This is a genomic window from Agromyces sp. S2-1-8 (assembly GCF_021129215.1).
Lineage (GTDB): Bacteria > Actinomycetota > Actinomycetes > Actinomycetales > Microbacteriaceae > Agromyces > Agromyces chromiiresistens.
Genome location: NZ_JAJOLP010000001.1, coordinates 2,314,910 through 2,341,291 on the forward strand (window position 1 = coordinate 2,314,910; position 26,382 = coordinate 2,341,291).

23 protein-coding genes and 1 pseudogene are annotated in these 26,382 nt (G+C 73.3%); 15 read left to right on the plus strand and 9 right to left on the minus strand.

The features are described from left to right. Window positions 1-2 precede the first annotated feature (2 nt). The 7 genes from LR269_RS10510 (at window position 3) to LR269_RS10540 (ending at window position 7,722) form a co-directional block, all read left to right on the plus strand. Window positions 3-1,163, plus strand: a complete 1,161-nt coding sequence (locus LR269_RS10510; protein WP_231430741.1) for an FAD-dependent oxidoreductase — start codon at window positions 3-5, stop codon at window positions 1,161-1,163. Continuing rightward, window positions 1,160-1,402: a (2Fe-2S)-binding protein gene (locus LR269_RS10515; protein WP_231430742.1), complete on the plus strand. Its 243-nt coding sequence runs from the start codon at window positions 1,160-1,162 to the stop codon at window positions 1,400-1,402. The genes LR269_RS10510 and LR269_RS10515 overlap by 4 nt, the downstream gene beginning before the upstream one ends. Beyond that, window positions 1,399-2,778 (plus strand): FAD-dependent oxidoreductase, encoded by a 1,380-nt coding sequence (locus LR269_RS10520; protein WP_231430743.1) that lies wholly within the window; start codon window positions 1,399-1,401, stop codon window positions 2,776-2,778. Before LR269_RS10515 ends, LR269_RS10520 begins: the two co-directional genes overlap by 4 nt. A gap of 87 nt (window positions 2,779-2,865) precedes the next feature. Next, complete coding sequence (locus LR269_RS10525) at window positions 2,866-4,182, plus strand: MFS transporter (RefSeq protein WP_231430744.1); 1,317 nt, start codon at window positions 2,866-2,868, stop codon at window positions 4,180-4,182. 78 nt (window positions 4,183-4,260) lie between these two features. Continuing rightward, a complete protein-coding gene (locus LR269_RS10530) occupies window positions 4,261-5,193 on the plus strand; it encodes a dihydrodipicolinate synthase family protein (protein WP_231430745.1) in 933 nt (310 codons plus the stop codon). Continuing rightward, a complete protein-coding gene (locus LR269_RS10535) occupies window positions 5,193-6,194 on the plus strand; it encodes a proline racemase family protein (protein WP_231430746.1) in 1,002 nt (333 codons plus the stop codon). Before LR269_RS10530 ends, LR269_RS10535 begins: the two co-directional genes overlap by 1 nt. A gap of 28 nt (window positions 6,195-6,222) precedes the next feature. Beyond that, on the plus strand, window positions 6,223-7,722 hold the full coding sequence (locus LR269_RS10540; RefSeq protein WP_231430747.1) for an aldehyde dehydrogenase (NADP(+)): 1,500 nt from the start codon (window positions 6,223-6,225) through the stop codon (window positions 7,720-7,722). Window positions 7,723-7,838: 116 nt separating this feature from the next. Here the strand turns inward: LR269_RS10540 and LR269_RS10545 are convergent, their stop codons facing one another. Both LR269_RS10545 and LR269_RS10550 read right to left on the minus strand, forming a co-directional pair. Further along, window positions 7,839-8,822: a proline racemase family protein gene (locus LR269_RS10545; protein ID WP_231430748.1), complete on the minus strand. Its 984-nt coding sequence runs from the start codon at window positions 8,820-8,822 to the stop codon at window positions 7,839-7,841. Continuing rightward, window positions 8,822-9,763, minus strand: coding sequence for an ornithine cyclodeaminase family protein (locus tag LR269_RS10550; RefSeq protein ID WP_231430749.1), 942 nt, complete (start codon window positions 9,761-9,763; stop codon window positions 8,822-8,824). Before LR269_RS10550 ends, LR269_RS10545 begins: the two co-directional genes overlap by 1 nt. 74 nt (window positions 9,764-9,837) lie before the next feature. Between LR269_RS10550 and LR269_RS10555 the strand changes: the two genes are divergently transcribed. The 6 genes from LR269_RS10555 to LR269_RS10580 all read left to right on the plus strand — a co-directional run bounded on the left by LR269_RS10555 (window position 9,838) and on the right by LR269_RS10580 (window position 14,409). After that, window positions 9,838-11,328 (plus strand): aminopeptidase P family protein, encoded by a 1,491-nt coding sequence (locus tag LR269_RS10555; protein WP_231430750.1) that lies wholly within the window; start codon window positions 9,838-9,840, stop codon window positions 11,326-11,328. Window positions 11,329-11,519: 191 nt separating this feature from the next. Beyond that, entirely contained in the window at window positions 11,520-11,945 is a 426-nt protein-coding gene (gene rpsP / locus LR269_RS10560) for a 30S ribosomal protein S16 (protein WP_231430751.1), read from the plus strand. Between the two features lie 4 nt (window positions 11,946-11,949). Next, window positions 11,950-12,186 (plus strand): RNA-binding protein, encoded by a 237-nt coding sequence (locus tag LR269_RS10565; protein ID WP_056651189.1) that lies wholly within the window; start codon window positions 11,950-11,952, stop codon window positions 12,184-12,186. 1 nt (window position 12,187) lies between these two features. After that, entirely contained in the window at window positions 12,188-12,823 is a 636-nt protein-coding gene (gene rimM, locus LR269_RS10570) for a ribosome maturation factor RimM (protein ID WP_231430752.1), read from the plus strand. A gap of 10 nt (window positions 12,824-12,833) precedes the next feature. Continuing rightward, complete coding sequence (gene trmD, locus LR269_RS10575; protein WP_231430753.1) at window positions 12,834-13,547, plus strand: tRNA (guanosine(37)-N1)-methyltransferase TrmD; 714 nt, start codon at window positions 12,834-12,836, stop codon at window positions 13,545-13,547. 106 nt (window positions 13,548-13,653) lie between these two features. Next, window positions 13,654-14,409, plus strand: a complete 756-nt coding sequence (locus LR269_RS10580) for a sirohydrochlorin chelatase (RefSeq protein ID WP_231430754.1) — start codon at window positions 13,654-13,656, stop codon at window positions 14,407-14,409. 84 nt (window positions 14,410-14,493) lie between these two features. On the opposite strand, the gene LR269_RS10585 is transcribed toward LR269_RS10580, so the two are convergent. The 6 genes and pseudogenes from LR269_RS10585 to nirB form a co-directional block, all read right to left on the minus strand. Continuing rightward, the gene (locus LR269_RS10585) at window positions 14,494-16,158 is read right to left on the minus strand and encodes an FAD-dependent oxidoreductase (RefSeq protein WP_231430755.1); all 1,665 of its coding nucleotides are present in this window, start codon (window positions 16,156-16,158) and stop codon (window positions 14,494-14,496) included. Further along, window positions 16,155-18,332: a molybdopterin oxidoreductase family protein gene (locus LR269_RS10590; protein WP_231430756.1), complete on the minus strand. Its 2,178-nt coding sequence runs from the start codon at window positions 18,330-18,332 to the stop codon at window positions 16,155-16,157. Before LR269_RS10590 ends, LR269_RS10585 begins: the two co-directional genes overlap by 4 nt. 10 nt (window positions 18,333-18,342) lie before the next feature. Further along, a complete protein-coding gene (locus LR269_RS10595; protein ID WP_231430757.1) occupies window positions 18,343-19,731 on the minus strand; it encodes an MFS transporter in 1,389 nt (462 codons plus the stop codon). Between the two features lie 136 nt (window positions 19,732-19,867). Then, on the minus strand, window positions 19,868-20,998 hold the full coding sequence (locus LR269_RS10600) for a uroporphyrinogen-III synthase (RefSeq protein ID WP_231430758.1): 1,131 nt from the start codon (window positions 20,996-20,998) through the stop codon (window positions 19,868-19,870). Further along, window positions 20,995-21,795: pseudogene (gene cobA, locus LR269_RS10605) on the minus strand (uroporphyrinogen-III C-methyltransferase); the annotation flags it as partial. The gene LR269_RS10600 and the pseudogene cobA, both read right to left, overlap by 4 nt. Beyond that, window positions 21,765-24,365: a nitrite reductase large subunit NirB gene (gene nirB / locus LR269_RS10610; protein ID WP_231430760.1), complete on the minus strand. Its 2,601-nt coding sequence runs from the start codon at window positions 24,363-24,365 to the stop codon at window positions 21,765-21,767. The pseudogene cobA and the gene nirB, both read right to left, overlap by 31 nt. Before the next feature lie 222 nt (window positions 24,366-24,587). Between nirB and nirD the strand changes: the two genes are divergently transcribed. Further along, window positions 24,588-24,938: a nitrite reductase small subunit NirD gene (nirD, locus tag LR269_RS10615; protein ID WP_231430761.1), complete on the plus strand. Its 351-nt coding sequence runs from the start codon at window positions 24,588-24,590 to the stop codon at window positions 24,936-24,938. A gap of 17 nt (window positions 24,939-24,955) precedes the next feature. Here nirD and map read toward each other — a convergent pair whose 3' ends face one another. Beyond that, complete coding sequence (gene map, locus LR269_RS10620) at window positions 24,956-25,723, minus strand: type I methionyl aminopeptidase (RefSeq protein WP_231430762.1); 768 nt, start codon at window positions 25,721-25,723, stop codon at window positions 24,956-24,958. An 86-nt stretch (window positions 25,724-25,809) separates the two neighbouring features. Here map and LR269_RS10625 point away from each other — a divergent pair, with 86 nt between their 5' ends. Further along, window positions 25,810-26,340 carry a hypothetical protein gene (locus LR269_RS10625; RefSeq protein WP_231430763.1) on the plus strand — a complete coding sequence of 177 codons (531 nt, stop codon included), beginning with the start codon at window positions 25,810-25,812 and terminating at the stop codon, window positions 26,338-26,340. Window positions 26,341-26,382: the final 42 nt, after the last annotated feature.

A 26,382-nucleotide genomic window follows, 5' to 3' on the forward strand; every position in this document is an offset into this window, starting at 1 on the left:
CGGTGCGCGTCATCGTGATCGGCGCCGGGGCGATCGGCGCGGCCAGTGCACTCGCGCTCGCCGAGGCGGGTGCCGAGGTGGTCGTCGTCGATCGGGCCGGCGTCGCGGGGGAGACCTCGAGCCGGTGCGAGGGCAACATCCTCGTCTCCGACAAGGGCCCGGGCGCCGAGGCCGAGCTCGCGATCGTCGCGAATCGCGCCTGGCGTGCACTCGCCGAGCGGCTCGACGCCGACCGCGGGCCGGGACAGCCGGCGACCGAGTTCGAGGCGAAGGGCGGCGTCGTCGTCGCATTCCCAGGCGGCGAGGCAGCGCTCGGCGCGTTCGCCGCGTCCCAGCGCGGCATCGGCATCACGGCGAACGAGGTGGATGCCTCGGCGCTGCGCGCGCTCGAGCCCCACCTGTCGCCGGAGGTCGTGCGAGGCATCCACTACCCCGACGACGCGCAGGTGCAGCCGAGCCTCGCGACCCAGGCGATGCTCGCCCGGGCCGTGCGCCTCGGGGCGACCGTCCGCGTGACGGAGGCGACCGGAGCCCGGGTGCGCGCGGGCCGGGCCATCGGCGTCGAGACGCCGGAAGGCCCGATCGAGGGCGACGCCGTCGTGAACTGCGCGGGGCCGTGGGCGGGCGAGGTCGCGGCACGCTTCGGCGCCCGGCTCGACATCCGGCCGCGCCGCGGCCTCATCCTCGTGACGGTGCCGATGCCGCAGCGCGTCTTCCACAAGGTCTACGACGCCGACTACGTCGGCGCGGTCGGCTCCGCGGATGCTGCCCTGCAGACCTCGACCGTCGTCGAGTCGACCCCGGCGGGCACCGTGCTGATCGGCTCGAGCCGCGAACGCGTCGGGTTCTCGGAGTCGAACACGCTGCCGGCGCTCGCCGAGATCGCGGCGAAGGCGGCTCGGCTGTTCCCGTTCCTCGCCGACACGATGCTGCTGCGCAGCTACCACGGCTTCCGCCCGTACGCCCCCGACCACCTGCCGGCGATCGGCGCCGACGGCGAGGTCGCCGGGCTCTTCCACGCGGCCGGCCACGAGGGCGCGGGCATCGGGCTCGCGCCGACGACCGGCGACCTCGTCGCGCACGCCGTCCTCGGCGTGCCCGCGCCGATCGACCCGGCGCCGTTCCTGCCCACGAGGGCCGCACTGCGGGAGGAGGCCGCATGACCATCCGCATCAGCTTCGACGGCGACGAGGTCCTCGGGCGCGAGGGCCAGACGATCGCCGGGGTGCTGCTCGCCTCCGGGCGCCGGAGCTGGCGCACCGCCGACGGGGAGGAGCGCGGCGTGTTCTGCGGCATCGGCGTCTGCCAGGACTGCGTCGTGACCGTGAACGGGGTCGGGAGCGTGCGCGCCTGCCAGCGCACGGCGTGCGACGGCGATGCGATCGAGCGGGAGGTGCGATGAAGCGACGGGTCGTCATCCTCGGGGCGGGGCCGGCCGGCCTCGCCGCCGCGCAGGCCGCGCTCGCCCACGGGGCCGACGTCGTCGTGATCGACGAGGGCGAGCGGGTCGGCGGGCAGTTCTGGCGCCACCACGACACGCTCACCGATCGTCGCCTCCAGCATCAGTGGGCGAGGTTCGAGCGGTTGCGCGGCGCGCTCGAGCGGGCGACGGTGCACGCCTCGACGAGCGTCTGGCGCGTCGACACCGAGCACGGGGTGCGCGTGCACGCGCTGCACGGCCCGGTGGACGCCGTCGATCGCGAACCGCTCGTGATCGACGCCGATGCCCTCGTGATCGCGACGGGCGCGCACGACCGTGCCCTCCCGGTTCCGGGCTGGACCCTGCCTGGCGTCACGACCGCCGGTGCCGCCCAGGCGCTGGCCAAACGCGACGGGGTCGCGCTCGGCGGGCGCACGGTGGTCGCAGGTGCTGGCCCGTTCCTGCTGCCGGTCGCGGCGAGCCTCGCGCAGGTCGGCGGCGAGGTCGTCGAGGTCGTCGAGGCGGCCGGCGCCCGTGCGATCGCACGCGGTTGGGGTCGGGCCCCGTGGCAGTTCGCCGGGGTCGCGGGCAAGGCGGGGGAACTGGGGGAGTACGCGCTCTCGCTCGCACGCCACCGCACGCCCTACCGGATCGGGCAGGCCGTGACCCGGATCCACGGCGAGCGCGCCGTCGAGGGAGTCACGATCCAGCGCGTCGACGCCCGTTGGCGCCCGATCGCCGGCACGGAACGCCACGTCGAGTGCGACGCGGTCGCGCTCGGGCACGGGTTCACGCCGCGGATCGAGGCCGCGATCCAGGCCGGCTGCGCGATCTCGCCCGACCGGTTCGTCGTGGTCGACGCACGTCAGGGCACGAGCGTCGCGGGGGTCTTCGCGGCCGGCGAGGTCACCGGCATCGGGGGCGCCGACGCCGCACTCGCCGAAGGTGCCGTCGCGGGCTTCGCCGCCGCCGGGGGAGACCCGGCCGACGCGAGGATGCGAGGGCCGCTCGCGGCGCGCCGGCGCATGCACGCGTTCGCCGCGCGCCTCGCGACGCACGACATCGCACCGGGGTGGACCGCCTGGCTCGACGACGAGACGATCATGTGCCGGTGCGAGTCGGTCACCGTCGCCCGCTTGACCGCGGCGGCCGGGGCGGCGGGCTCGAGCCGAGGCATCCGCCTCGCCACGCGCGCAGGACTCGGCGCCTGCCAGGGGCGGACCTGCGGACGCAGCGTGGAGGCCCTGCTCGGCCGGCCGCTCGGCCTCGACCGGCGACCGGTCCTCTCGTCGGTGCGGATCGGCGAGCTCGCCGCCTGCGCCGATGAAGCACCCGCCGCGTCGGCCGACGCCGGCTGAGGCTCGACGATGCGCTCGGCAGCCACCCGTTCCTAGGAGTAGTGTGTGATATATTACATAGCACGTATCGCGACAAGGGAGCCGCCAATGACCGCCACCGCAACCGGAGAACGCATCGCCCCGCCCGGCGACGACGAGGCGCGCCGCGTCCGCAAGGTCATGCGCTCCTCGGCAATCGGGCATTTCGTCGAGTGGTTCGACTTCGCGGTCTACGCGTACGCGGCTCCGGTGATCGCGTCGCTCTTCTTCCCCGACTCCGACCCGGCTGCGGCCCTCATGGCCGTCTTCGCGATCTACGCGGTCGGCTTCGTCGCCCGCCCGATCGGCGCGTTCCTGCTCGGCCACCTCGGCGACCGGTTCGGCCGCAAGCGCGTGCTCGCCGGCGTCATCCTCGTCATGGGCGTCTCCACGACGCTCATCGGCCTGCTGCCGACCTACGCCGTCATCGGGGTCGCCGCGCCCGTGCTGCTCATCCTGCTGCGCATGGTGCAGGGCCTCTCCGCCGCAGGCGAGACGATCGGCTCGAACTCGTTCGTCGCCGAGCACTCGCCGACCGCGCGCCGCGGGCTCAACGTCGGCCTCGTGTACACGTGGTCGAACCTGCCGCCCGTCATCGCCGCCCTGCTGGTGCTCGCGCTCACGACCGTGCTCTCGCCCGAGGCGTACGAGACCTGGGGCTGGCGCGTGCCGTTCCTGCTCGGCGCGCCCCTCGCCGTCGTCGGCCTTTACATCCGCTCCCGCGTCGACGAGTCGCCCGCCTTCCTCGAGATGCGCGAGAGCCGCCAGGTCGAGTCGGCGCCGATCCGCACGGTGTTCCGCGAGCAGTGGCGCAACATGGTCGTCTGCTTCAGCATCGCCGCCGTCGCGAGCCTCGGCTACTACTCGCTCACCGGCTACTTCTACTCGTACATGACCGTGACCATCGGCCTCGACTCGTCGGCCGCGCTCATCTCGAACAGCATCGCCCTGCTCATCACCTTCTTCACCGTGCCAGTCGCGGCGTACTGCTCCGACCGCATCGGCCGACGCCGAATGCTGCTGATCGCCGGCCTCTTCGGCGCGCTCGTCGCCGTGCCCGCGTACCTGCTCGTCGGCGTCGGCACGCTCGGCGCCGCGGTCGTGAGCCAGGGCCTGCTCGGTCTCGCGCTCGGGCTCTTCTTCGGCCCGGCGGGTGCGGCCTTCGTCGAGCTCTTCCCCGCGCGGGTGCGGTACACGGGAGCCTCGATCAGCTACAACCTCGCGTTCACGATCTTCGGCGGCACCGCACCGCTCATCGCCACGTGGCTCATCGGGCTCACCGGCTCGACCGTGGCGCCGGCCTGGTACGTCGTCGCGGTCACGGTGCTCGCGCTCCTCGTCGTGCTCACGATGCCCGAGACGAACCGGCGTTCGATGCGCGACTGACCACCACCTCCGGCATCACCCGCGGACTTCACCAACCCCGTCGCCCTCAGGGGCGAGAACGATCAGAATGGAAAGCAGATGACCACGAACAACATGGACCTGGGCGGCGTCGTCGTCGCCACCACGCTCGCCTTCAAGGAGGACGCGCAGGCGCCCGCCGGGCTGGCCGTCGACTACGACAGGTTCGCCGAGCACGTCGACTTCCTCATGGCGAACGGCTGCCGCGGCGTCGGGCCCAACGGCTCGCTCGGCGAGTACTCGTCGCTCACCGACGAGGAGCGCCGCAAGGTCATCCAGGTCGCCGTCGAGGCGGTCGACGGGCGCGGCATCGTGATCGCCGGCGTGCACGGCGTCGGCAGCCACCAGGCGCGCCTCTGGGCCGAGTACGCGAAGGAGGACGGCGCCGACGGCGTGCTGCTGCTGCCGCCCACGATCTACCGGGCCAACGAGGGCGAGGTCATCGCGCACTACCAGGAGGTCGCGAAGGTCGGCCTGCCGATCATGGCCTACAACAACCCCTTCGACACCAAGGTCGACCTCGTGCCGTCGCTCGTCGCGAAGCTCGCCGAGATCCCCGAGGTCGTCGCCATCAAGGAGTTCTCGGGCGACGTGCGCCGCGTCTACGAGATCAAGGAGCAGTGCGACATCGACGTCATCGCCGGTGCCGACGACGTGCTCTTCGAACTCATGGTGAACGGTGCCGTCGGCTGGTTCGCCGGCTACCCGAACGCCTTCCCGCGCGAGGCCGTCGAGCTCTACAACCTCTGCGCCGAGGGCAAGTGGCACGAGGCGAAGGCGCTCTACGAGCAGCTCGTCGCCGTGTTCCGCTGGGACTCGCGCACCGAGTTCGTGCAGGCCATCAAGCTGTCGATGGACATCTGCGGCAACTCGTACGGCGGCCCGACCCGCCCGCCGCGCGGCCCGCTGTCGGCCGAGCAGCGCGCCCAGGTCACCGCCGACACCGAGCGGGCGCTCGCGGCGCTCGCGGCGCGGCGGGCGGCGGTCGCCTGATGCGTGCGCGCCGGGTCCTCTCCGCCGTCGACTCCCACACCGAGGGCATGCCGACCCGTGTCGTCACGGGCGGCGTCGGCCGGATCCCCGGCGCGACCATGAACGATCGCCGGCTCTACGCGATGGAGCACCTCGACGGGCTGCGGGGCCTGCTCATGAACGAGCCCCGCGGCCACGCGTCGATGTCGGGCGCGCTGCTGCAGCCGCCTGCGCGCGACGACGCCGACTGGGGGGTCGTCTTCATCGAGGCGAGCGGGTTCCTGCCCATGTGCGGGCACGGCACGATCGGCGTCGCGACCGTGCTCGTCGAGACCGGCATGGTCGAGGTGACGGAGCCGGTCACCGAGGTCCGTCTCGACGTGCCCGCGGGACTCGTGATCGCGCGCGTCGCGGTCGAGGGCGGCCGCGCGAAGCACGTCACGATCGAGAACGTCCCGAGCTTCGTCGACCGGCTGGATGCCTCGATCGAGGTGCCCGGCTACGGCGAGGTGCCCTACTCGGTCGCCTTCGGCGGCAACTTCTACGCCCTCGTCGATCTCGACGCGGTCGGGCTGCCGTTCGATCGCGCCAGGCAGGGCGACATCCTGCGCGCCGGCCTCGCGATCATGGATGCGATCAACACGCAGGCGCCGCCGCAGCATCCCGTGATCGCTGGGGCGAACCACGTGCACCACGTCGAGTTCATCGCGCCCGGCTCAGACGCCGTGCGCTCGCGACACGCGATGGCGATCCACCCGGGGTGGTTCGACCGGTCGCCGTGCGGCACCGGCACGAGCGCGCGCATGGCCGAGCTCTTCGCCCGCGGCGAGCTCGCGCTCGACACCGATTTCGTCAACGAGTCGTTCATCGGCACCGAGTTCACGGGGCGCCTGATCCGCGAGACCGAGGTGGGCGGCGTCCCGGCCGTGGTGCCGACGATCACGGGCCGGGCGTGGGTCACCGGCCTCGGACAGTACTTCCTCGACGACGACGACCCCTTCCCCGAGGGCTTCGTCTTCTGACGAACCCGACCACCTGGAGGACCTCCTGATGACCACCGCTTCCGACGTCGACACCGACGCCGTCGCCGCCCGCGCGGCCCGCGCCGCCCGCCCCTTCGCCGAGACCGACCCGCGCGCCAGGGCCGCGGCGCTCGTCGCGGTCGCCGACGCGCTCGATGCGGCCGGCCCCGAGCTCATCGCCATCGCGATGCGCGAGACCGGCCTGACCGAGGCCCGGCTCACCGGCGAGGTGCGTCGCACCACGAACCAGCTGCGACTCTTCGCCGAGGTGATCGTCGACGGCGGCTACCTCGACGCCCGCATCGACGACGCCGATCCCGCCTACGTCATCGGCCCGCGCCCCGACGTGCGGCGCGTGCTCGAGCCGGTCGGCCCCGTGCTGAACTTCGCCGCATCGAACTTCCCGTTCGCCTTCTCGGTGGCCGGCGGCGACTCGGCCGCAGCCCTCGCGGCCGGCTGCCCGCTCATCGTGAAGGCGCACTCGGGTCACCCCGAGCTCTCCCGCCGCACGGGCGAGATCGTCGCCGAGGCACTCGCGACCGCCGGCATGCCCGACGGCGTCTTCCAGGTCGTGGCGGGGCAGCAGGCCGGCGTCGAGCTCCTGAAGGACGACCGCATCCGCGCCGGTGCCTTCACCGGGTCCACGCACGTCGGGCGCCTCCTCGCCGACATCGCGGCGTCGCGCCCGCGTCCGATCCCGTTCTACGGCGAGCTCGGCAGCGTGAACCCGGTCTATGCGACGGCGGGCGCCGTCGCGGGCGACCCCGAGTTGCTGCAGGGCTTCCTCACGTCGGTCTCGGGCTCGGCGGGCCAGCTCTGCACGAAGCCCGGATTCCTCTTCGTGCCGCGCGAGGCCGAGCTCGGTGCGGTCGGCGACACCGCCGCCTCGGTGTCCGAGCATCGGCTGCTGAACCCCGGCATCGGCCGGGCGTTCGAGGAGCGCCGGAGTGCCGTCCTCGGCGCGCCCGGTGTCGCCGTGCTCGCCGAGGGCGCCGTCCGCGTCGACGACGCCGAGCAGCGCTTCGCGACGCCGACGGTGGTCGAGGTCGACCTCGACACCCTGCGCGCGCACCGCGACGAGCTGCTCGAGGAGTCGTTCGGCCCGCTCTCGATCATCGTGCGCTACGACGACGCCGGCGAGCTGCCCGACGTGCAGCGCGAGCTGTTCCCGGGCAACCTCACCTCGACGCTGCACGCGAGCGACGCCGAGCTCTCCGGCGGCGGGCTCGCCGACCTCGTCGACGCCCTCGCCGAGACGAGCGGCCGGGTGCTCTTCGGCGGATGGCCGACGGGGGTGTCGGTGACGAGCGCGATGCAGCACGGCGGCCCGTACCCGGCGACGACGAGCGACGCGACGAGCGTCGGGACCGCGGCGATCACGCGGTTCCTCCGCGGCGTCGCCTACCAGAACGCGCCGCAGGCGCTGCTGCCGGCACCGCTCCGCGACGAAAACCCGTGGGGCGTGCCGCAGCGCCGCAGCGCGGCGGGCCGGTCCGCCGAGTGGGGAAGCCTCACGGGCTCGCACTGACCGGGCCTGCACGTCGACCGCCGCTGGAGCCCGTGCAGTCGCTGGAAACGGTCCTTCGACGCGTGAGGAAGGGCTGTTTCCAACGACTCGCGCCGCCTGATGGGTGCGGGAAGGCGTCAGCGCAGGCTGAAGCCGTCGGCGAGCGGGTCGGCGGGGTCGAGCTCGAACTCGCAGCGGCCGACCCGGTACGCCTGCCCGGTGACCTCGGGGACGACCCCGCCCTCGGTGCGAGCGGCCACCCGCGCGAGGAACCGCGTGCCGATGATCGAGTCGTGCGTGAGCGTCTCGCCGTCGGCGAGCGCACCCGTCTCCGCGAGGAATGCGACCCGCGAGGCGGTGCCCGAACCGCACGGGCTGCGGTCGACCTCGCCGTCGGCGAAGACCGTGACGTTGCGCTGCCACGGGCCTTCGTCGGTGCGGCCCAGGTCGTCGACGAGGATCGTGCCGTAGACGCCCGAGAGCCGGTCGTCGTCGAGCTGCGCGGCCGGGTGGTCGTTCAGGGCCCACTTGATCTCGCGGCCGAGGCGGATGAGCTCGGTCGTGTGCGCGGGCGCGACCTCGAGGCCGAGCGATGCGGCCGGCAGCGTCGCGTAGACGGCGCCGCCGAAGACGAGGTCGACCTCGACGTCGCCGCGGCTCGTCGTGAGCGGGATGCCTCGTGCGAGCACGCGGGAGGCGACGTTGCGGAACACGACCCCGGTGGTGACGCCCGCGGAGCGGTGCACGCGCGCCTGCACCCGCCCGCTCGGCACGTCGATGGTGACGATCGCCTCGCCGTCGTCGGGCGCGGAGACCCGCCCCGTCGCGACGGCCCACGCGCCGAGCGCCATCGTGCCGTGCCCGCATGCGGTCGAGAACCCGTCCTTGTGCCAGAACAGCACGCCGAAGTCGGCGCCGTCATCGTCGGGCGGCGTGACGAACCCGCCGTACATGTCGTCGTGGCCGCGCGGCTCGAGGCAGAGGAACCGGCGCACCCGGTCGGGTTCGCCGGCCATGGCGTGCACGCGTCGTTCGGCGACCGTCGCGCCCTCGGTCGCGACGCCCTCGACGATGCGGAACGGCTCGCCCGCCGTGTGCCAGTCCTCGGTGGTCCACCGCATCACGCGCCTCCGTCTCCGTCGAGCGCGGCCTGTGCGACCGCAAGGTCCTGCCATCCCATGCCGCACGTCTTGACGACGCGGGGCCGGTCGTGCGCGACCTCCACGACGCCGGTCGCGATGCGTGCCATCGGCACGATATCGGCGGGGGAGAGGTGCCCCTCGTCGAACGCCATGATGACGTCGCCCGCCTCGGTGCGGGCGACCCGGTCGGTCTCGACGATCACCTGCGCCCGACCGAGCAGCTCGCCGGGCAGCTCGCGCACGCCTCGCTCGTGCGAGCCGACGGCGACGAGTGCGGCGCGGTCGCGCACGAGGTCGGCGTCGAAGAGCGGCTCGCGTGCGGTCGTCGCGCAGACGACGAGGTCGGCCTCGGCCACGTCGCCGGCGTCGCCGACGGCGATGTCGAGCCCGGATGCCGCGCACTCGGCCACCGCGCGCAGCGCCTTCGCCCGATCGCGGCCGATGAAGCGCACGCGTTCGATCGGCCGGATCGCGCGCATCGCCTCGACGTGGCGGATGCCCTGCGGACCGGTGCCGAACACCACGAGGCTCGTCGCGTCGGGCTCGGCGACGAGGTCGAGCATCGCCGCCGACATCGCGGGCGTGCGCAGGCTCGTGAGCTCGGTGCCGTCGAGGAGCGCGACGGGGGTGAGGCTCTCGGCGTCGAGCACGACGTAGACCGCCTGGATGCGCTCGAGCCCTCGGGCGGGATTCGAGGGAGCGACGGTCGCGAGCTTCTGGCCCGCGTAGCGGCCGAGGTCGGCAGGCATGAGCAGGAGCTGCCCGTGCCGCACGTCGACGATCGATCGGGGCGGGTCGTCGTCGGGATCGAACCCGGCGCGAAGCGCGGCCTGCAGGGCTCGGACGGCGCGGGGCATGTCGATGCGCGCGCGGAGCGCGGCGGCATCGAGGATCCGCATGGCGGCGATGACATCGGACATGCACCAAGCCTACTATGTGATGCGTAATACATCACCTCGATGCGAGCGCGCGAAGCAGCGCAGAAGGAGCGGACATGCACGCCGACGAAGGCGCCGCCACGATCAACCCCGTCGATCGCACGGAGGCCGGCGCGGCGCCCGGGCCCGCGCGCTCGATGCCGCAGGCGCCCGAGCCCGATCCGCGGATGCCGCGCCTTGCCGGGTCGCCCGGATTCCGCGAGTTCATGCAGCGCGGCTGGGCCGACGCCGACCGCACGCCCGTCATCCCCTCCGGCGCGCCCGCCGCCGCAGCACGGCACCGCGAGCGGCTCTCGGCGGCCGCCGGGGGACTGGTGATCGCGATCGCGGCCGGCCGGGCGCCGATGCGCGTCAACGACAACGCGCACGAGTTCCGCGCCGACAGCGACTTCCTCTGGCTCGTCGGTGCGGGGGTGGAGGACGCCGTGCTCGTGCTCGAACCGGCGGGCGGCGGCCACGATGCGACGCTCTACCTGCCGTCGCCCTTCCGCCCGGGCGACGAGGGCTTCTTCGCCGACCCGCTGCGGGGTGAGCTGTGGGTCGGCCCGATCGCCGGCCTCGCCGAGTACGCCGACGTGCTCGGCGTGCGCACGCGGCGCATCGAGGAGCTCGACCTGCCGAGCGGCGCCCTCCTCGCCGGCACGCCTCCGACGACGGGTCCGGGTGCCGCGATCGCCGCTCACCCGCGGTCGGGCGAGCTCGCGCGCGTACTGGCCGAACTCCGCATGGTGAAGGACGACTGGGAGCTCGCCGAGCTGCGCGCCGCGGTCGACACCACGGTCGACGGCTTCGCGGCCACCGCGTTCGAGATCCCGGCCGCGGTGCGCCGCGGTGGCGAGCGATGGCTGCAGGGCACGTTCGACCGGTACGCGCGCACCTTCGGTGCGGGCACGGGGTACGCCTCGATCGTCGGATCCGGCGCCCACGCGCCCGTCCTGCACTGGGTGCGCGCCGAGGGCGACGTCGACCCCGAGGCGCTGCTGCTGCTCGACCTCGGCGTCGAGCGCCGGTCGGGCTACACGGCCGACGTCACCCGCACGCTGCCCGCGTCGGGCTCGTTCTCGACCGCCCAGCGCGAGGTGCACGACCTCGTCGAGGCCTCCCACCGCGCGGGGCTCGCAGCCGTCGGGCCGGGTCGTGACTGGGCCGACTTCCACACGGCGTGCATGGAGGTGCTCGCCCGGGGGCTCGCCGACTGGGGCCTCCTGCCGGTCTCGGTGGACGAGGCGCTCTCGCCAGAGGGGCAGCAGCATCGCCGATACATCGTGTGCGGCGTCGGCCACCACCTCGGCATCGACGTGCACGACTGCTCGGCCGCGAGCCACGCGGCGTACCAGGGCGCGAAGATGCGGCCGGGCATGGCGCTCACCGTCGAACCCGGGCTCTACTTCCACGCCTTCGACGAGACGGTCCCGCCCGAGCTCCGCGGGCTCGGCGTGCGGCTCGAGGACGACGTCGTCGTGACCGCCGACGGCGGCGAGGTGCTCTCGCGCGGGCTCCCGATCGACGCCGCGGGCATCGAGGCGTGGATGGCCGGGCTCCGCTGACACGTCGCGGGATCGGCTCCGCCGACCGTGCGGCGCCGGTTCGCGGCATCCGCCCCGATCTGGCAGAATAGGGGGTTGGATCGCCGCCCGACCCTCTATCAGGCCGCGGTCCGACCATTTCGAGCTTCCGCCGGGTGTGCACCCCACGCTCCAGGCGATCGGTTCAACCTTTCTACACATTCAGGAGAATCGTGGCTGTCAAGATCCGTCTCAAGCGTCTCGGCAAGATCCGTGCGCCGTACTACCGCATCGTCGTCGCCGACTCGCGCACCAAGCGCGACGGTCGTGTGATCGAGGAGATCGGCAAGTACCACCCCACCGAGCAGCCCTCGTTCATCGAGGTCGACTCCGACCGCGCGCAGTACTGGCTCGGCGTCGGCGCGCAGCCGACCGAGCAGGTGCTCGCCATCCTCAAGCTCACGGGCGACTGGGGCAAGTTCAAGGGCGACGAGAACGCCGTCTCGAAGGTGCAGACGAAGGACGCCAAGGCCGAGTTCGTCGCCGACGAGAAGAAGAAGCCGGTGCTGAAGCCCAAGGCCGAGAAGCCGGCCCCCAAGGCCGAGGAGCCCGCCGAGGCCGAGGCCGAGGCTGCGGAGACCGCGACGGACGAGGCGTAAGGCCTTGCTCCAGTCCGCGCTCGAACACCTCGTCAAGGGGATCGTCGATCACCCTGACGATGTGAAGGTCGTCTCCGCGTCGAGCGCACGCGGCGAGGTCCTCGAGGTTCACGTGAACCCCGAGGACCTCGGCCGTGTCATCGGCCGGGCCGGTCGCACCGCAAAGGCCCTCCGCACGCTCGTCACGGCGCTCGCCGACGGCCGCCGCGTGCGGGTCGACGTCGTCGACACCGACGACTGACGTGGCCGAAGCACCGAAGTCGCAGCTCCGGGTCGGTCGCCTCACGAAGGCGCACGGCCTGAAGGGCGCGATCAAGCTCGAGCTCTACACCGACGACCCCGAGCGACGTTTCACGCCCGGGGCCGAGTTCTCGCTGCAGGTGCCGAAGGAATCGCCCTGGCACGGCAAGCGCCTCGTGCTGCGCGAGCTCCGCTGGTACAACGGGCACCCCGTCGGATTCTTCGAGGGTGTCGACGACCGCACCGCGGCCGAGACCCTCATCAAGGCGATCCTCTGGGTCGAGCACGCCGACGACGAGGCGGCCGAGCCCGACGCGTGGTACGACCACCAGCTCGTCGGGCTCGCGGTCGTCCGCGACGGCGAGCGCATCGGCGAGGTCGTCCATGTCGACCACCTCCCCGCGCAGGACCTGCTCATCGTCAAGACCGCGGGCGTCGAGGTCATGGTGCCGTTCGTCTCCGCGATCGTGCCCGAGGTCGACCTCGAGGCCGGCACGCTCACGGTGACCCCGCCGGCCGGGCTCTTCGAGGAGATCCCCGAGACGGGGCAGCAGGATGCCTCGGCCGACGAGTCGGCCGACGCCGGCGCCGAGCTGCCCGGCGACGAGCCCGCCGCCGGCGACGAGCCCCGCGCGTAGGAGCGGGTCCGTGCGCGTCGACATCGTCACGATCTTCCCCGAGTTCTTCTCGGTGCTCGATCTCTCGCTGCTCGGTCGTGCGCGGGAGTCGGGCCTGCTCGAGATCACCGCGCACGACCTGCGAGACCACACGCACGACCGGCACCGCACCGTCGACGACACGCCGTACGGCGGCGGCGCGGGCATGGTCATGAAGCCCGAGCCGTGGGGCGAGGCACTCGACGCGATCGTCGGCGAGGGCGAGTCCGATGCGCTGCTCGTCGTGCCGTCGCCTGCGGGCGAGCCGTTCACGCAGCAGCTCGCTCGCGAGCTCGCGGCCGAGCCGCACGTCGTCTTCGCGTGCGGGCGGTACGAGGGCATCGACCAACGCGTCGTCGACCACTATTCGACGCGCATGCGGGTGCGGCTCATCTCGCTCGGCGACTACGTGCTCAACGGCGGCGAGGTCGCGGTGATGGCGATGATCGAGGCGGCGGGCCGTCTCGTGCCCGGCGTCGTCGGCAACCCCGAGTCGCTCGTCGAGGAGTCGCACGAGAACGGGCTCCTCGAGTACCCGAGCTACACCAAGCCCGCCGAGTGGCGAGGACTCGAGGTGCCGCCGGTGCTGCGATCGGGCAACCACGGCGCGGTCGCCGCCTGGCGTCACGAGCAGCAGCTCGAGCGCACCCGCCGGGTCCGACCCGAGCTGCTCGCCGGAGGCGATGGCGCCGACAGCGACGCGTGAGCCGTTCTTCACCCGTTCGAAACACCCGGAACGCGTCCGCGTAACACCGCCTTCCTACCGTCGAAGCCGCGGGTGCCCTGATCCCCGCGGGAGGCGGGGTTCGAACATGGCCGTCACGAGTGCGGGTTCGCCCGCGATGCGGGCATCGACCCGCAGCCTGCGACTGGTCGCGGTGACGCACGGCCGGCCGACGTCGGCGAACCGAGCGGCCATCATCCGGCTCGTCGACGCCGTGGCCTCGTCGCGCCCGGCACTCGACGTGTCGATCGCCTTCATCGACGCCCGCGCTCGAGAGCCGATCGAGCTCGTCGCCGACCGCGATGAGGGCGCGGTCATCGTGCCGCTCGTCCTCTCAGCCGGATTCCACGTGCGAACGGGGCTCGAGCTCGGCATCGCCCACTCGCGATCGCACGCCGGGCTGGCCGCCGGGCTCGGTCCCGACGATCGCATCGTCGACGTGCTCGCGAGGCGACTCGACCGGACCGGGCTCGACGACGACGACGTCGTCGTGCTCGCCGCCGCCGGCTCGAACGACCCGCGGGCGGTGCGCGAGTGCTTCGAGACCGCCCGCCGGCTCGGGCTGCGACTCGGTCGGCCCGTCACGGTCGGTTTCATCGCCGCGGGGCTGCCGCGGCTGCGCGACGCGATCGAGATGATCCGCGAGCTGCACCGCGGCCGGCGCGTGGTCGTCGGGCCCTACCTGCTCGCGCCCGGGCAGTTCTACGACGCGATCCTGACCTCCGGCGCGGACGTCGTCGCCGATGCGCTGCTCACACCCGACGCGTCGGCGCCGGCCGAGCTCGTCGACCTGGTGCTCGCCCGCTTCGACGAGACCCGGCCCGACACCCTACCCGGGGCCTGACTCGGGCAGCGCTCCGCCGCACCTGCTCGGGCCGACGGTGCGCGTGGGCCGGGCCGCTCGCACCGGTGACCGCTCGGTCCGCCGTCAGCCGGCCCGGCTCGGTGCGTCGTCGGCCTCGAACGCGCGGGCGAGCAGCTCCGCGATCCGGCCGCGACAACCACCGCAGCCCGTGCCGGCACGGGTGTCGCGCCCGATCGCATCGACGGTGGCGTTGCCGCAGGCGGCCGACTCGGCGATGCGCCCGGCCGTGACCCCGTTGCACCAGCACACCGTCGCGGCGGGGGCGAGCCCAGCCGAACCGGTGCTCGGGTCGTCGTCGGGGCCGTCGAGGCGCAGCAGCATCGAGCGGTCGGCGGGCAGTTCGGCCCGTCGTTCGAACAGCAGCGTGAGCTCGGCGGCGGTGCGCGGCATCCCGACGCTCGCGAAGGCCGTGAGCACGCCGTCCTCGGTGACCATCTTGACGTATCGGTCGTGCTCCGGGTCGGCCCACTGGGCCACCCGCCGACGCGGGCGTTCGCGGTCGTCGTCCCACGGGTCGGCCGACACGTCGCCCACGGCGACCACGTCGAGGTGCTCGGCCTTCAGCATGACGATGGGTTCGCGTTCCGGCGCGAGCGCCTCGTCGGCGGCGATGGGCGGCGATCCCGGCGCGGCCGGGACGGCCCCGAGCGGCGCCAGATCGGACGATCGGGCCGAGCGCGCCGCCGCGACGAAGCGACCGGCGAGCCAGGCCGCCTGGCGCCATCCCGGGCCGATGAGGCCGGCGGGGGCGCCCGGGACGATCCGGTCGGAGCCGTGCCCGGCCGAGTCGGCGATCTGCGCGCAGTCGCCGATCGCGTGGATCGCCGGGTCGGTCCACGTCTGCAGTGACGGGTGCACGACGATGCCGACCGCGGTGCGCAGGCCGGCGAGCGTCGCGAGCTCGTTGCGCGGGCTCACACCGCACGAGAGCACGAGGAGGTCGCCGCGGAGCTCCTTGCCGTCGGCGGTGATCAGCCGGTCGAATCGGCGCTCGTCGTCCGCTCCGCGGAATCCGATCGCCTCGGCGCGGGAGTTCGCGACGACCGCGATCCCGCTTCGGCGGAGAGCTGCCCGGAGCACGAGTCCGCCTCCGCGATCGAGGTTGCGCGGCATCGGGTGCTGGCCGTGGTGCACGACGCAGACCTCGGCTCCGGCGTGCGCGGCCGCGAGCGCGAGCTCGAGTCCGAGAACGCCGGCGCCGAGCACGATGATCCGCTTGCGCTCACGTACCGTGGCGAGCACTCGTTCGGCGTCGTCGAGGTCGCGGAGCGTCGTGACGCCGGCCGGCAGGTCGCCGTCACGACCGACGAGCGCGGCGCCGTGCCGCTCGAGCGACGTGAGGTCGCGTCGCGGCCGGTCGACGCCGTCGAGCGTCGGCACGTTGGCCCGGGCGCCCGTCGCCAGCACGAGCCGGTCGTACGGCACGAACTCGCCCGTCGAGAGCTCGACCGTCCTCGCATCGCGGTGGATCGCGCGTGCGGAGACCCCGAGCAGCACGCGGGCGCCGGCGGCTTCGGCGGCGTCGCGGTCGCCGATGGTCATCGCACCGAGCTCGGTGGCGCCGACGGCGTACTCGGCGACCAGCACCCGGTTGTACGCCTCGACGTCTTCGCCGCCGATGACCGTGAGCTCGAGCACGCCCTCGGCGACGGCGGGGAGCAGTTCGTCGACGAAGCGGGCGCCGACCGGGCCGTATCCGATGAGGACGATGCGGTGAGGTGGGCTCATGCGACGGCTCCGTGCTCTTCGAGGCGATCGTCCCGCGCGGTCGTCGCGCCGACGCGCGGTGCGACGCGGGTGACCCGCACGTGATTGGTCTTGAACTCCGGCATCGCGGAGATCGGGTCGACGGCGTCGGAGGTGAGCAGGTTCGCGGCCTGGTCGTCGCCGAAGTGGAACGGCAGGAACACGCACTCGACGCGGACGTCGGTGGTGATCGCGGCGCGGCATCGGACGCGGCCGCGGGAGTTCTCGATGGCGACGATCTCGCCGTCGGCGACGCCGAGCCGCAGGGCGGTGGCCGGGTGCAGCGACGCGACGAGGACGGGCTGCGCGGTGAGCAGCTCGGGAACCCGGCGCGTCTGCGCACCGCTCTGGTAGTGCTCGAGCAGCCGACCCGTGACGAGCGTGAGCTCGTCGGGTGCCGGCACCGGCCGGGCGCCCGCGCGGGGGGCGACCGCGACGAGGCGGGCGAGGCCGTCGGGGTGCGCGAAGCGCTCGGTGAACAGGCGCGGTGTCGATGTGCCGCCGCGCGGGTAGGGCCAGTACGCCGGCTCGCCCCGGTCGAGGCTCGCGTAGTCGATGCCCGAGTAGTCGGCGATGCCGCCCTCGGATGCGCGCCGCAGTTCGTCGAAGACGGTCTCGGGCTCCGTGGCGAAGCCGGTGCGGCGGCCCAGCAGGCGGGCGAGCTCCGCAAGCACCCAGAGCTCGTCGCGCACGCCCGGGGGCGGGTCGAGGGCGCGCCTCCGGCGGAGCACCCTGCCCTCGAGCGAGGTCATCGTGCCCTCCTCCTCGGCCCACTGCAGCACGGGCAGCACGACGTCGGCGAGCGCGGCCGTCTCGGACGGGACGAAGTCGCACACGACGAGGAGGTCGAGCGCCGCGAGCCCGTCGCGCACGGCTGCGGCGTTCGGCGAAGAGACGACGGGGTTCGAGCCGTGCACGAGCAGGGCCCGGACGCCGCCGGCCCGCCCGAGCGACTGCAGCAGCTCGACCGCCGGCACGCCCGGGCCCGGGATCTCGTCGGGCTCGACGCCCCACACCCGCGCGACATGCTCGCGCGCCGCAGGGTCGGTGATCTTGCGATAGCCGGGCAGCTGGTCGCACTTCTGGCCGTGCTCGCGGCCGCCCTGGCCGTTGCCCTGCCCGGTGAGCGTGCCGTAGCCGCTGCCCGGTCGTCCCGGCAGCCCGAGCAGCAGGGCGAGGTTGATCGCGGCGGTCGCGGTGTCGGTGCCGTCGACGTGCTGTTCGACGCCTCGCCCGGTGAGGATGAACGTGCGACCGCCCGCGGCGAGCCGGCGGGCGAGATCGCGCAGCATCGCGGCGGGAACCCCCGTGACCGATTGCACGCGCGCGGGCCACCAGCTCGCGACGCTGCGGCGCACGGCGTCGTAGCCCGCGGTCCGCCGCTCGAGGTAGCGGGTGTCGGCGAGCCCCTCGGCGATCACGATGTGCGCGAGTCCGAGCAGCAGCACGAGGTCGGTGCCCGGAGCCGGCTGCAGGTGCGCCCCGCGGCCGTCATCGGTCAGCCGCGCGGTCGCGGTGCGCCGGGGATCGACCACGACGAGCCCGCCGGCGGCCTGCGCACCCGCCAGGTGTCCGATGAACGGCGGCATCGTCGCGGCGACGTTCGTGCCGAGCAGCAGCACGGTGTCGGCCGCGTCGAGGTCCTCGAGCGGGAACGGCAGGCCGCGGTCGACGCCGAATGCGCGGTTGCCCGCTGCGGCGGCCGACGACATGCAGTACCGGCCGTTGTAGTCGATGCGGCTCGTGCCGAGCGCGAGCCTCGCGAACTTGCCGAGCTGGTACGCCTTCTCGTTCGTCAGCCCGCCGCCGCCGAAGACGCCCACGGCGTCGGCCCCGTACCGATCGCGGATGCCTCGGAGCCGTGTCGCGACGAGATCGAGTGCCTCCTCCCAGCTCGCCTCGTGGAGCCCGCCGTCGGCGCCGCGCACGAGCGGGGCGAGCAGTCGCGAGGGCGAGCGGAGCAGCTCGGGCGAGGTCCAGCCCTTCTTGCACAGGCCACCGCGGTTCGTCGGGAATTCGCGGCCGGCGACGATGACCGGCGCGATCGGCTCGGTCGTCGGGGGCGCGGCCGACCGCGAGGCATCCGCCGCGGTGAGGGTCATGGCGCACTGCAGCGCGCAGTACGGGCAGTGGGTGTCGGCGGCGGCTGTCGGCATCGCGGGTTCCTCACACCCGGTGCGAACGAAGCGGACGCACGTAGACGAGGGCGGTCAGGAGGAGGAGCCCGGCGTAGGCGGCGACGAATCCGAGGAACGCCGCCGAGTAGCCGCCCGTCGTCTGGAACGAGAGGTTCAGGGCCTGCGGGATGAGGAAGCCGCCGTACGCGCCGATCGCCGAGATGAGGCCGAGCGCCGCCGCCGCCTTCCGGCGACGGGCGGCGTCGTCGCCGGAGGCGCGGAGCGCGAAGACGACCGGCACCATGCGATACGTCGAGCCGTTGCCGATGCCGGCCGCGGCGAACAGCAGGAGGAACAGCCCGAGGAACGGCCAGAAGCCGGCCGCGGGCACGACCACGACGACGACGAGGGTGATGGCACCCATGGCCGCGAAGGCGCACATCGTGATGCGGGCCCCGCCGAACCGGTCGGCGAGCCGGCCGCCGAAGGGACGGGCGAGCGACCCCACGAGCGCCCCGAGGAAGGCGAGGGAGACCGACGCGCCGCCGACCGCGAAGGTCGAGAACGCGGGGAACTGGTCCGCGATGAGCTTCGGGAACACGCTCGCGAAGCCGATGAACGAACCGAACGTGCCGATGTAGAGCGAAGAGAGCAACCAGAGGTGCGGCTCCTTGAGGGCGGCCGCCGAGCCGGCGAGGTCGGCCTTCGCGTTCGAGAGGTTGTCCATGCGGCGCCAGGCGCCGATCATCGCCACGACGATGAGCGGCACCCAGATCCAGCCGGCGAGCGGCAGTTGCAGGGTCGCGCCGGCGCCGATCGTGATGATGACGGGCACGGCGAACTGCGCGACCGCGGCGCCGAGGTTGCCGCCCGCGGCGTTGAGGCCGAGCGCCCAGCCCTTCTCGCGCTGCGGGTAGAAGTACGTGATGTTCGCCATGGAGCTCGCGAAGTTGCCGCCGCCGAACCCGGCGAGCGCCGCGGCGGCGAGGAGCACGGGGAACGGCGTCGCCGGGTTCACGACGCAGACGGCGAGCGCGATCGTCGGCACGAGGAGCAGCCCGGCCGAGACGATCGTCCAGTTGCGTCCGCCGAACCTCGGCACGAGGAACGAGTAGGGGATGCGCAGGGTCGCGCCGACGAGGCTCGGAATCGAGATGAGCCAGAACACCTCGCTCGTCGAGAGCACGAACCCCGCATCCGGCAGCGCGACCGCGACGATCGACCAGAGCTGCCACACCACGAAGCCGAGGAACTCGGCGAAGATCGACCAGCGCAGGTTGCGGCGGGCGATGCTGCGCCCCTGCGACGCCCACTGCACCGCATCCTCGGGGTCCCAGCCGTCGATCCACCGGCCGGGCCGGGTGACGAGGTCCGGTGCGGGCTGCGCAGCGGTCGGGCTCTGGGTCGAGTGCGGTTCGGTGCTCACGGTGTCGGTCATCGGGGCCTCCGTTGCGGTCGCGGTCGGGGTTCGTGACGTCGACGCTAGTGAGCGGGTGTTTCGACCGGTCGCTGCGGTCGTGAACGCTGCGTCTCCACCTGCTCACCCGCGCGGCGGCGACGTGTGAGGGCGGTCATCAGACGTCGATCCGGTAGCCGCGCTTGACGACGGTCGTGATGAGTCCGGGAACGCCGATGGTGCGGCGCAGGCGGCTGAGCGCGACCTCGAGCGCGTGCGGGTCGGTCGTGCCGGGCAGGCCGGATGCCAGGCGGTCGCGTGCGACGACCGCGCCGTGGGCGAGGACGAGCGCGCGCAGCAGCGCGAGCGCGACGGGGGCGAGCGGCACTCGTCGATCGTGGATGTCGAGCATCGAGCCGCGGAGCTCGAGCGGCCCGTGCCGGGTGTCGAGGCGGATGACGCGCGACTGCTCGAGGTGCTCGCACACGAGGCGGATGAGTGCGCCCATCCGGTAGCGCTCCGGCGTGATCGGGGTGATGCCGGCATCCTCGAGCGGGGCGGCGGTCACGGGACCGACGGCCGCGGCGACGACGGGACCGCACATCGCGTCGACGAGCTCGTCGTACCGCCCGCGCGCCTCAGCGGCGCCGAAGAGCGCGTGCACCGCCGGCGCGCTCGTGAAGGTGATGCAGTCGAGCCCGCCCGAGCAGGCCGCGTCGATGAGCCGGTCGACGCGGTCGTCGTCGGCGTCGGTCTCCACCCAGCGGTACGGCTCGACCGTGAGCACGCGGGCGTGCGCCTCGTGCAGCCGTTCGAGCTGGAACGGCTGCAGGAAGCCGTGCAGCTGCACCGCGACGGTGAGACCCGGCGGATAGCGTTCGAGCACCTCGTCGACGAGCGACTCGGTCGTCTCCTCGGCGCTCATCCCCACGTCGCCGAGGCCCGCGGCGCGGATGCCGCCGCGCGCCTTCGGCCCGCGCACGAGGATGTCGGTCGCGGAGAGCGCCTCGACGAGGTCCTCGCCGAGCCCAGCGGCATCGGCGACCTCGAACCAGCGCCGCACCCCGTACGCGGTCGTGGCGAGCAGCACGTCGGGGCGTGCGGCGATGATCGCCCTGGTGTCGGCGATCACGGGATCGTCGGAGACCGCGTTCGCCATGCGCAGCGTCGGTGCGTGCAGCACCTGGGCGCCCCGTCGTGCGAGGGCGTCGATCAGGTCGCCCGCGCGGCGGTCGCTCGTCACGCCGATCCGGAATCCGGCGAGCTGGTCGGGCCGGAAGCCCGGCGCGCAGTCCGAGGCATCCGTCATGCGACCACCGACCAGCGGGCGGCGCGCTCCATGAGCTCGGCGGCGCTCGCGTCGCCGTCGTGCGCGAGGCGCACGACCTCGCCGACGACCACGACGGCGGGTGAGGCGACCCGGGCCCGTGCCGCCGCCTGCACGATGTCGCCGAGCGTGCCGAGCGTCGTCCGTTGCGCCGGGGTGCAGCCGCGTTCCACGACGGCGACGGGATGCCGTGCCGGGAGTCCGTGCCTCGCGAGGCCGGCCGCGAGCGACGGCAGCGTGCCGATGCCCATGAGGACGACGATCGTGCCGCCGAGCCCTGCGAGGTGGCGCAGCTCGTCGTCGGCGAGCGGGGCGTGACCCGACACGACGGTGAATGCGTGGCTCACCCCGCGGTGCGTGAGCGGGATGCCGGCGGCCGCCGGCACCGAGATCGCACTCGTGACGCCGGGCACCACGTCGACGGGGATGCCCGCGGCATGGCAGGCGAGCACCTCCTCGCCGCCGCGGCCGAGCACGTAGGGATCGCCGCCCTTCAGTCGGACGACGTGGGCGCCGGATGCCGCGTGGCCGACGAGCATCGCCTCGATCTCGTGCTGAGGCACGGCGTGGTGGCCCGGGCGCTTCCCGACATCGACGAGCAGCGCCCCCGGCGCGAGAGCTGCGAGCTCGTCGTGCGGAGCCAGCCGGTCGTAGAGCACGACATCGGCGTCGGCGAGCGCACGCGCGGCGCGCAGCGTCAGCAGGTCGACGGCGCCCGGGCCCCCGCCGACGAGCGTCACCCGGCCGGTCATCGTGCGCCCTCCCGCACGGGGATGCGCGCCCCCGAGACGAGCACCGCCCGCCCGTCGGCGCGCTCCTCGGGGGTCGCCGGGCGGAACTGGTCCCGTTCCGGTACCCGGGCGATAGACGGGTCGGGGGTGCCGGGGGCGTTGACGAACGAGCGGAAGCGCCGGAGCCGCTCGGGGTCGGCGAGGGTCGCCGCCCACTCGTCCTCGTAGTGCTCGACGTGCGCGCCGACCGCGGCTTCCAGTTCTGCTGCGAGGCCGAGCGAGTCGTCGACGACGACCTCGCGCACGTGGCCGATCCCGCCCTCGAGGTCCTCCATCCAGCGGGCGGTCCGCTGCAGGCGGTCGGCGGTGCGGATGTAGTACATCAGGTACCGGTCGATATACCGGATGAGCGTCTCGTCGTCGAGGTCGCTCGCGAGCAGCTGCGCGTGCGCCGGCTGGAAGCCGCCGTTGCCGCCGACGTAGAGGTTCCAGCCCGCGTCGGTCGCGATCACGCCGACGTCCTTGCCGCGCGCCTCCGCGCACTCGCGGGCGCACCCCGAGACGCCGAACTTGAGCTTGTGCGGGGAGCGGAGACCGCGGTAGCGCAGTTCGAGGCGGACCGCCATGGCCACCGAATCCTGCACGCCGTAGCGGCACCAGGTCGAGCCGACGCAGCTCTTCACGTTGCGCAGTGCCTTGCCGTACGCCTGCCCCGACTCGAAGCCGGCGTCGACGAGCCGGCGCCAGATGTCGGGCAGCTGGTCGAGCCGTGCGCCGAACAGGTCGATGCGCTGGCCGCCGGTGATCTTCGTGTACAGGCCGAACTCCATCGCCACCTCGGCGATGACCGCGAGCTTCTCAGGAGTGACCTCGCCGGCGGGGATGCGGGGGACGACCGAGTAGGTGCCGTCCTTCTGCATGTTCGCCATCGCCCGGTCGTTGGTGTCCTGCAGTGCTCCGCGGCCGCCGTCGAGGATGTACGAGCCGTGCTGGGTGGCGAGGATCGACGCGATCACCGGTTTGCAGACGTCGCACCCCCGGCCGGTGCCGAGCCGCTCGACGATCTCGTCGAACGACGTGAGCCCGAGCACTCGGATCGACTCGAAGAGCTCCTGCCGGCTCAGGTCGAAGTGCTCGCACAGCGCGCGCGACGGGGTCACGCCCGACTTCACGAGCTCCGACTCGAGCAGCTTCTTCACGAGCGGCACGCAGGAGCCGCACTGCGTGCCGGCCCGGGTGCACGCCTTGAGCTCGCCGAGGTCGGTGCAGCCCGGCACGTGATCGTCGCCGGCGACCGCGCCGCGGATCGTGCCCGCGGCGACGTTGTTGCAGGCGCAGACGAGCGCGCCGTCCGGCAGCTCGTCGCCGGCGGGCGGCTCGACGCCGGCTGCCGACAGGTAGGCCGCGGGTTCGGCCGAGAGCTCCGTGCCGAGCAGCGGCCGGAGCGAGGAGTACGGAGCCGCGTCGCCGACGAACACGCCGCCGAGCAGCGTCTTCGCGTCGTCGGTCATGACGAGCTTCTGGTACAGCCCGCGAGCGGGGTCGGCGTAGACGATCTCGAGTGCGTGCTCGGTTCGCGCGAGGGCGTCGCCGAAGCTCGCGACGTCGACGCCCGAGAGCTTGAGCTTGGTCGCGTCGTCGACCGTCGTGAACTCCGCGGTCCCGCCGAGCAGCCGGTCGGCGACGACCTCCGCCATGGCGTTCGCCGGGGCGACGAGACCCGTGCACCGCCCGTCGAAGCTCGCCACCTCGCCGATGGCCCAGACGTTCGGCAGGGACGTCGCGCACGAGGTGTCGACGGCGACGCCGCCGCGCGGGCCGAGCTCGAGGCCGAGGTCGCGGGCGAGCTCGTCGCGCGGGGTGATGCCGATCGCGAAGACGATCACGTCGCAGTCGATGCGACGCCCGTTCGCGAGCTCGACGCCGACCACCGAACCGTGCTCGACGACGACCGCCGCCGGGCGGGTGCCGAGGTGCAGGCCGATGCCCTGGCCCGCCATGATGCGGCCGAGTGCGCGTCCCGCGCCCTCGTCGAGCTGGGCCGACATGAGCCAGCCGCCCGAGTGCACGACGGCCGTGTGCGCGCCGAGCCCGGCGAGCCCGCCCGCGGCCTCGAGGCCGAGCAGCCCGCCGCCTGCGACGACGACCTGGGCGGGCCTGCCTCGCTCCCGGGCGATCGCCGCGGTCTCGGCGACGAGCGCGTCGACGTCGTCGATCGTGCGGTACACGCGGGCGTGCTCGGCCCCGGGGAGGTCGGGAACCGGTGCGCTCGAACCCGTCGCGAGCACGAGCTCGTCCCACGGCAGGACCAGGCCGCTCGAGGTCGTCGCGGTGCGCGCCGAGGCGTCGACGTCGACGACCCGGTCGCCCACGACGAGCTCGACGCGGCCGTCATCCCACATCGCGCTCGGTTCGAGGGTGAGGTCCGTCGCGGCATCCGCGAGCCGGGTGCTGAGCGCGACCCGGTCGTACGGCGCATGGCGTTCTTCGCCGACGACGGTGACGCGCAGCGCGTGGTCGGCGTCGCGGGCGTGCAGGCTGTCGGCGAGGCGATGGGCCGCGGGCCCGCCGCCGACGATGACGACGTCGCGCACCGCGGCACGGCTGTTCTCGGTCATGCTGCCTCCCCGGGCTCGGATGAGGCGAGCGTAGGTGGGGGCGGTTTCGGGGCTGTTACGGCGGGGTAACCTCGGCGCACCGGCGCCGCACGCGCCCGGTCGCCGGGTGTGAGGCGGACGTCATGCGGGTGTAACGGCGACGGGAGGGTCGTCGAAACAGGCGGCCGCTAGCGTCGGACGCACGCGCCGGCGCCCCGAGCGCCGCCGAGGAGAGGAGCCGCCATGTCGACGACGATCGAGTCGAGGGTCGCCTGGGTGCGGACCTGCGGCGTCGACGACCTCGAGCCTGGCTGGGGCGAGGTCGCACTGCACGGGTCTCGCCAGATCGCCCTGGTCCTGCTCGACGATCGCGAGGTCTACGCCGTCGACCACCACGATCCGCACACGGGCGCACCCGTGATGGCGCGCGGCATCGTGGGGTCGCGGGGCGAGCGCCCGACGATCGCCTCGCCGCTGCACAAGGAGGTCTACGACCTCGGCACGGGGGAGTGCTTCACCGACGGCTCGCTCGCGCTTCGCACCTACCGCACCCGGATCGTCGGAGGCATGATCGAGGTCGAGCTCGACGTGTGAACCTGTACGCCGTCGGTTCAGCCGCGCTGCGTGAGCACGATCGGGTCGCCGTCGGTGACGGCGATCGTGTGCTCCGAGTGCGCGCCGCGCGAGCCGTCGGCACTGCGGAGCGTCCAGCCGTCGGGATCGGTGAAGATCTCGTCGGTCGTCTCGAGCCACCACGGCTCGATCGCGATCACGAGGCCGGGCTTGAGGGGAAGCCCGCGACCCGGGCGCCCGCTGTTCGGGATGTGCGGGTCGCCGTGCATGGTGCGGCCGACGCCGTGCCCTCCGAAGTCGGTGTTGACGCGGTAGCCCGACGCCTTCGCGACGTCGCCGATCGCCCGGGAGATGTCGCCGATGCGGTTGCCGGGACGCGCGGCGGCGATGCCGGCGGCGAGCGCGCGCTCCGTCGAGTCGATGAGCCGCAGATCCTCGTCGCGAGGGGTGCCGACGACGATCGATCGCGCCGAGTCGGCGACCCAGCCGTTCACCGAGGCGGCGAAGTCGAGGCTCAGCAGGTCGCCGTCGCGCAGCTTGTAGTCGCGGGGGAGCCCGTGCAGCACCGCGTCGTTCACCGAGGTGCAGATGACCTTGCCGAACGGACTCGCGCCGAACGACGGGTGGTAGTCGATGTAGCAGCTCTCCGCTCCGGCCTTGCGGATCATCTCGTGCGCGAGCGCGTCGAGCTCGAGCAGGTTGACGCCGACGGCCGCGGCCTTCGACGTCGCCTCGATGACGCTCGCGACGAAGCGGCCGGCGGGCCGCATCTCCTCGATCTCGGCGGGGGTCCTCAGTTCGATCACGGTCATCCTCTCCGAGTCCATTCTGTCGGCTCCGCCCTGAGTGAACACCCGGCGCGCTCGCAGGCGGTCGGGATTAGCCTTGGCACATGCTCATCCGGCGCCTCTTCTACCGCTGGCAGTTCATCGCGATCGTCGCGCTGCCGGTGTGGTTGCTCGTGGGCTGGGCGATCTTCGGCTCGGGCGGCTGGGGCACGCTCGGGCTCGTCATCGTCGTGCCGATCGCGTTCCTCACGCTCGGGGTGGTCGCCCTGCTCGTGAACGCGAGGCCGACGGTCCGCCGCGAGCGGGCGGTCTCGTGGACCGACGTCGGCGTGCTCGGCGCCTGGCACGCCGCCATCATCGGCACCGGGTTCTACCTCGCCTCCAGCGGCGTGTTCGGCCTCCTCGCGGTGGTCGGTGCGATCGCCGCGTTCTGGGTGGTCCTGTGGGAACTCGTGCGCGACGGCGCGAGGCGCATGAACGCGTCGATGGCCGAGTTCGAGCGGCTCGCGGCCGAGCAGCGCGGCGGCGGACCGGCGGGGGATGCCTCGGCGCGGCGTCCGCCGTTCCCGTCGACCGGCTCGGGGCGGGGCGACGACGACGGCGATGTCATCATCGTCCACGAGGTGCGCGACTGATCACCGTCGCGGCGCGGTCGAGGCATCCGTCTCGTCGCTTTG

Bases quoted from the DNA above. Each gene is read 5' to 3' on its own strand.
- LR269_RS10515 (WP_231430742.1), top strand. From the start codon at position 1,160: ATGACCATCCGCATCAGCTTCGACGGCGACGAGGTCCTCGGGCGCGAG.
- LR269_RS10520 (WP_231430743.1), top strand. From the start codon at position 1,399: ATGAAGCGACGGGTCGTCATCCTCGGGGCGGGGCCGGCCGGCCTCGCC.
- LR269_RS10525 (WP_231430744.1), top strand. From the start codon at position 2,866: ATGACCGCCACCGCAACCGGAGAACGCATCGCCCCGCCCGGCGACGAC.
- LR269_RS10530 (WP_231430745.1), top strand. From the start codon at position 4,261: ATGACCACGAACAACATGGACCTGGGCGGCGTCGTCGTCGCCACCACG.
- LR269_RS10535 (WP_231430746.1), top strand. From the start codon at position 5,193: ATGCGTGCGCGCCGGGTCCTCTCCGCCGTCGACTCCCACACCGAGGGC.
- LR269_RS10540 (WP_231430747.1), top strand. From the start codon at position 6,223: ATGACCACCGCTTCCGACGTCGACACCGACGCCGTCGCCGCCCGCGCG.
- LR269_RS10545 (WP_231430748.1), bottom strand. From the start codon at position 8,822: ATGCGGTGGACCACCGAGGACTGGCACACGGCGGGCGAGCCGTTCCGC.
- LR269_RS10550 (WP_231430749.1), bottom strand. From the start codon at position 9,763: ATGTCCGATGTCATCGCCGCCATGCGGATCCTCGATGCCGCCGCGCTC.
- LR269_RS10555 (WP_231430750.1), top strand. From the start codon at position 9,838: ATGCACGCCGACGAAGGCGCCGCCACGATCAACCCCGTCGATCGCACG.
- LR269_RS10580 (WP_231430754.1), top strand. From the start codon at position 13,654: ATGGCCGTCACGAGTGCGGGTTCGCCCGCGATGCGGGCATCGACCCGC.
- LR269_RS10585 (WP_231430755.1), bottom strand. From the start codon at position 16,158: ATGAGCCCACCTCACCGCATCGTCCTCATCGGATACGGCCCGGTCGGC.
- LR269_RS10590 (WP_231430756.1), bottom strand. From the start codon at position 18,332: ATGCCGACAGCCGCCGCCGACACCCACTGCCCGTACTGCGCGCTGCAG.
- LR269_RS10595 (WP_231430757.1), bottom strand. From the start codon at position 19,731: ATGACCGACACCGTGAGCACCGAACCGCACTCGACCCAGAGCCCGACC.
- LR269_RS10600 (WP_231430758.1), bottom strand. From the start codon at position 20,998: ATGACGGATGCCTCGGACTGCGCGCCGGGCTTCCGGCCCGACCAGCTC.
- nirB (WP_231430760.1), bottom strand. From the start codon at position 24,365: ATGACCGAGAACAGCCGTGCCGCGGTGCGCGACGTCGTCATCGTCGGC.
- nirD (WP_231430761.1), top strand. From the start codon at position 24,588: ATGTCGACGACGATCGAGTCGAGGGTCGCCTGGGTGCGGACCTGCGGC.
- LR269_RS10625 (WP_231430763.1), top strand. From the start codon at position 25,810: ATGCTCATCCGGCGCCTCTTCTACCGCTGGCAGTTCATCGCGATCGTC.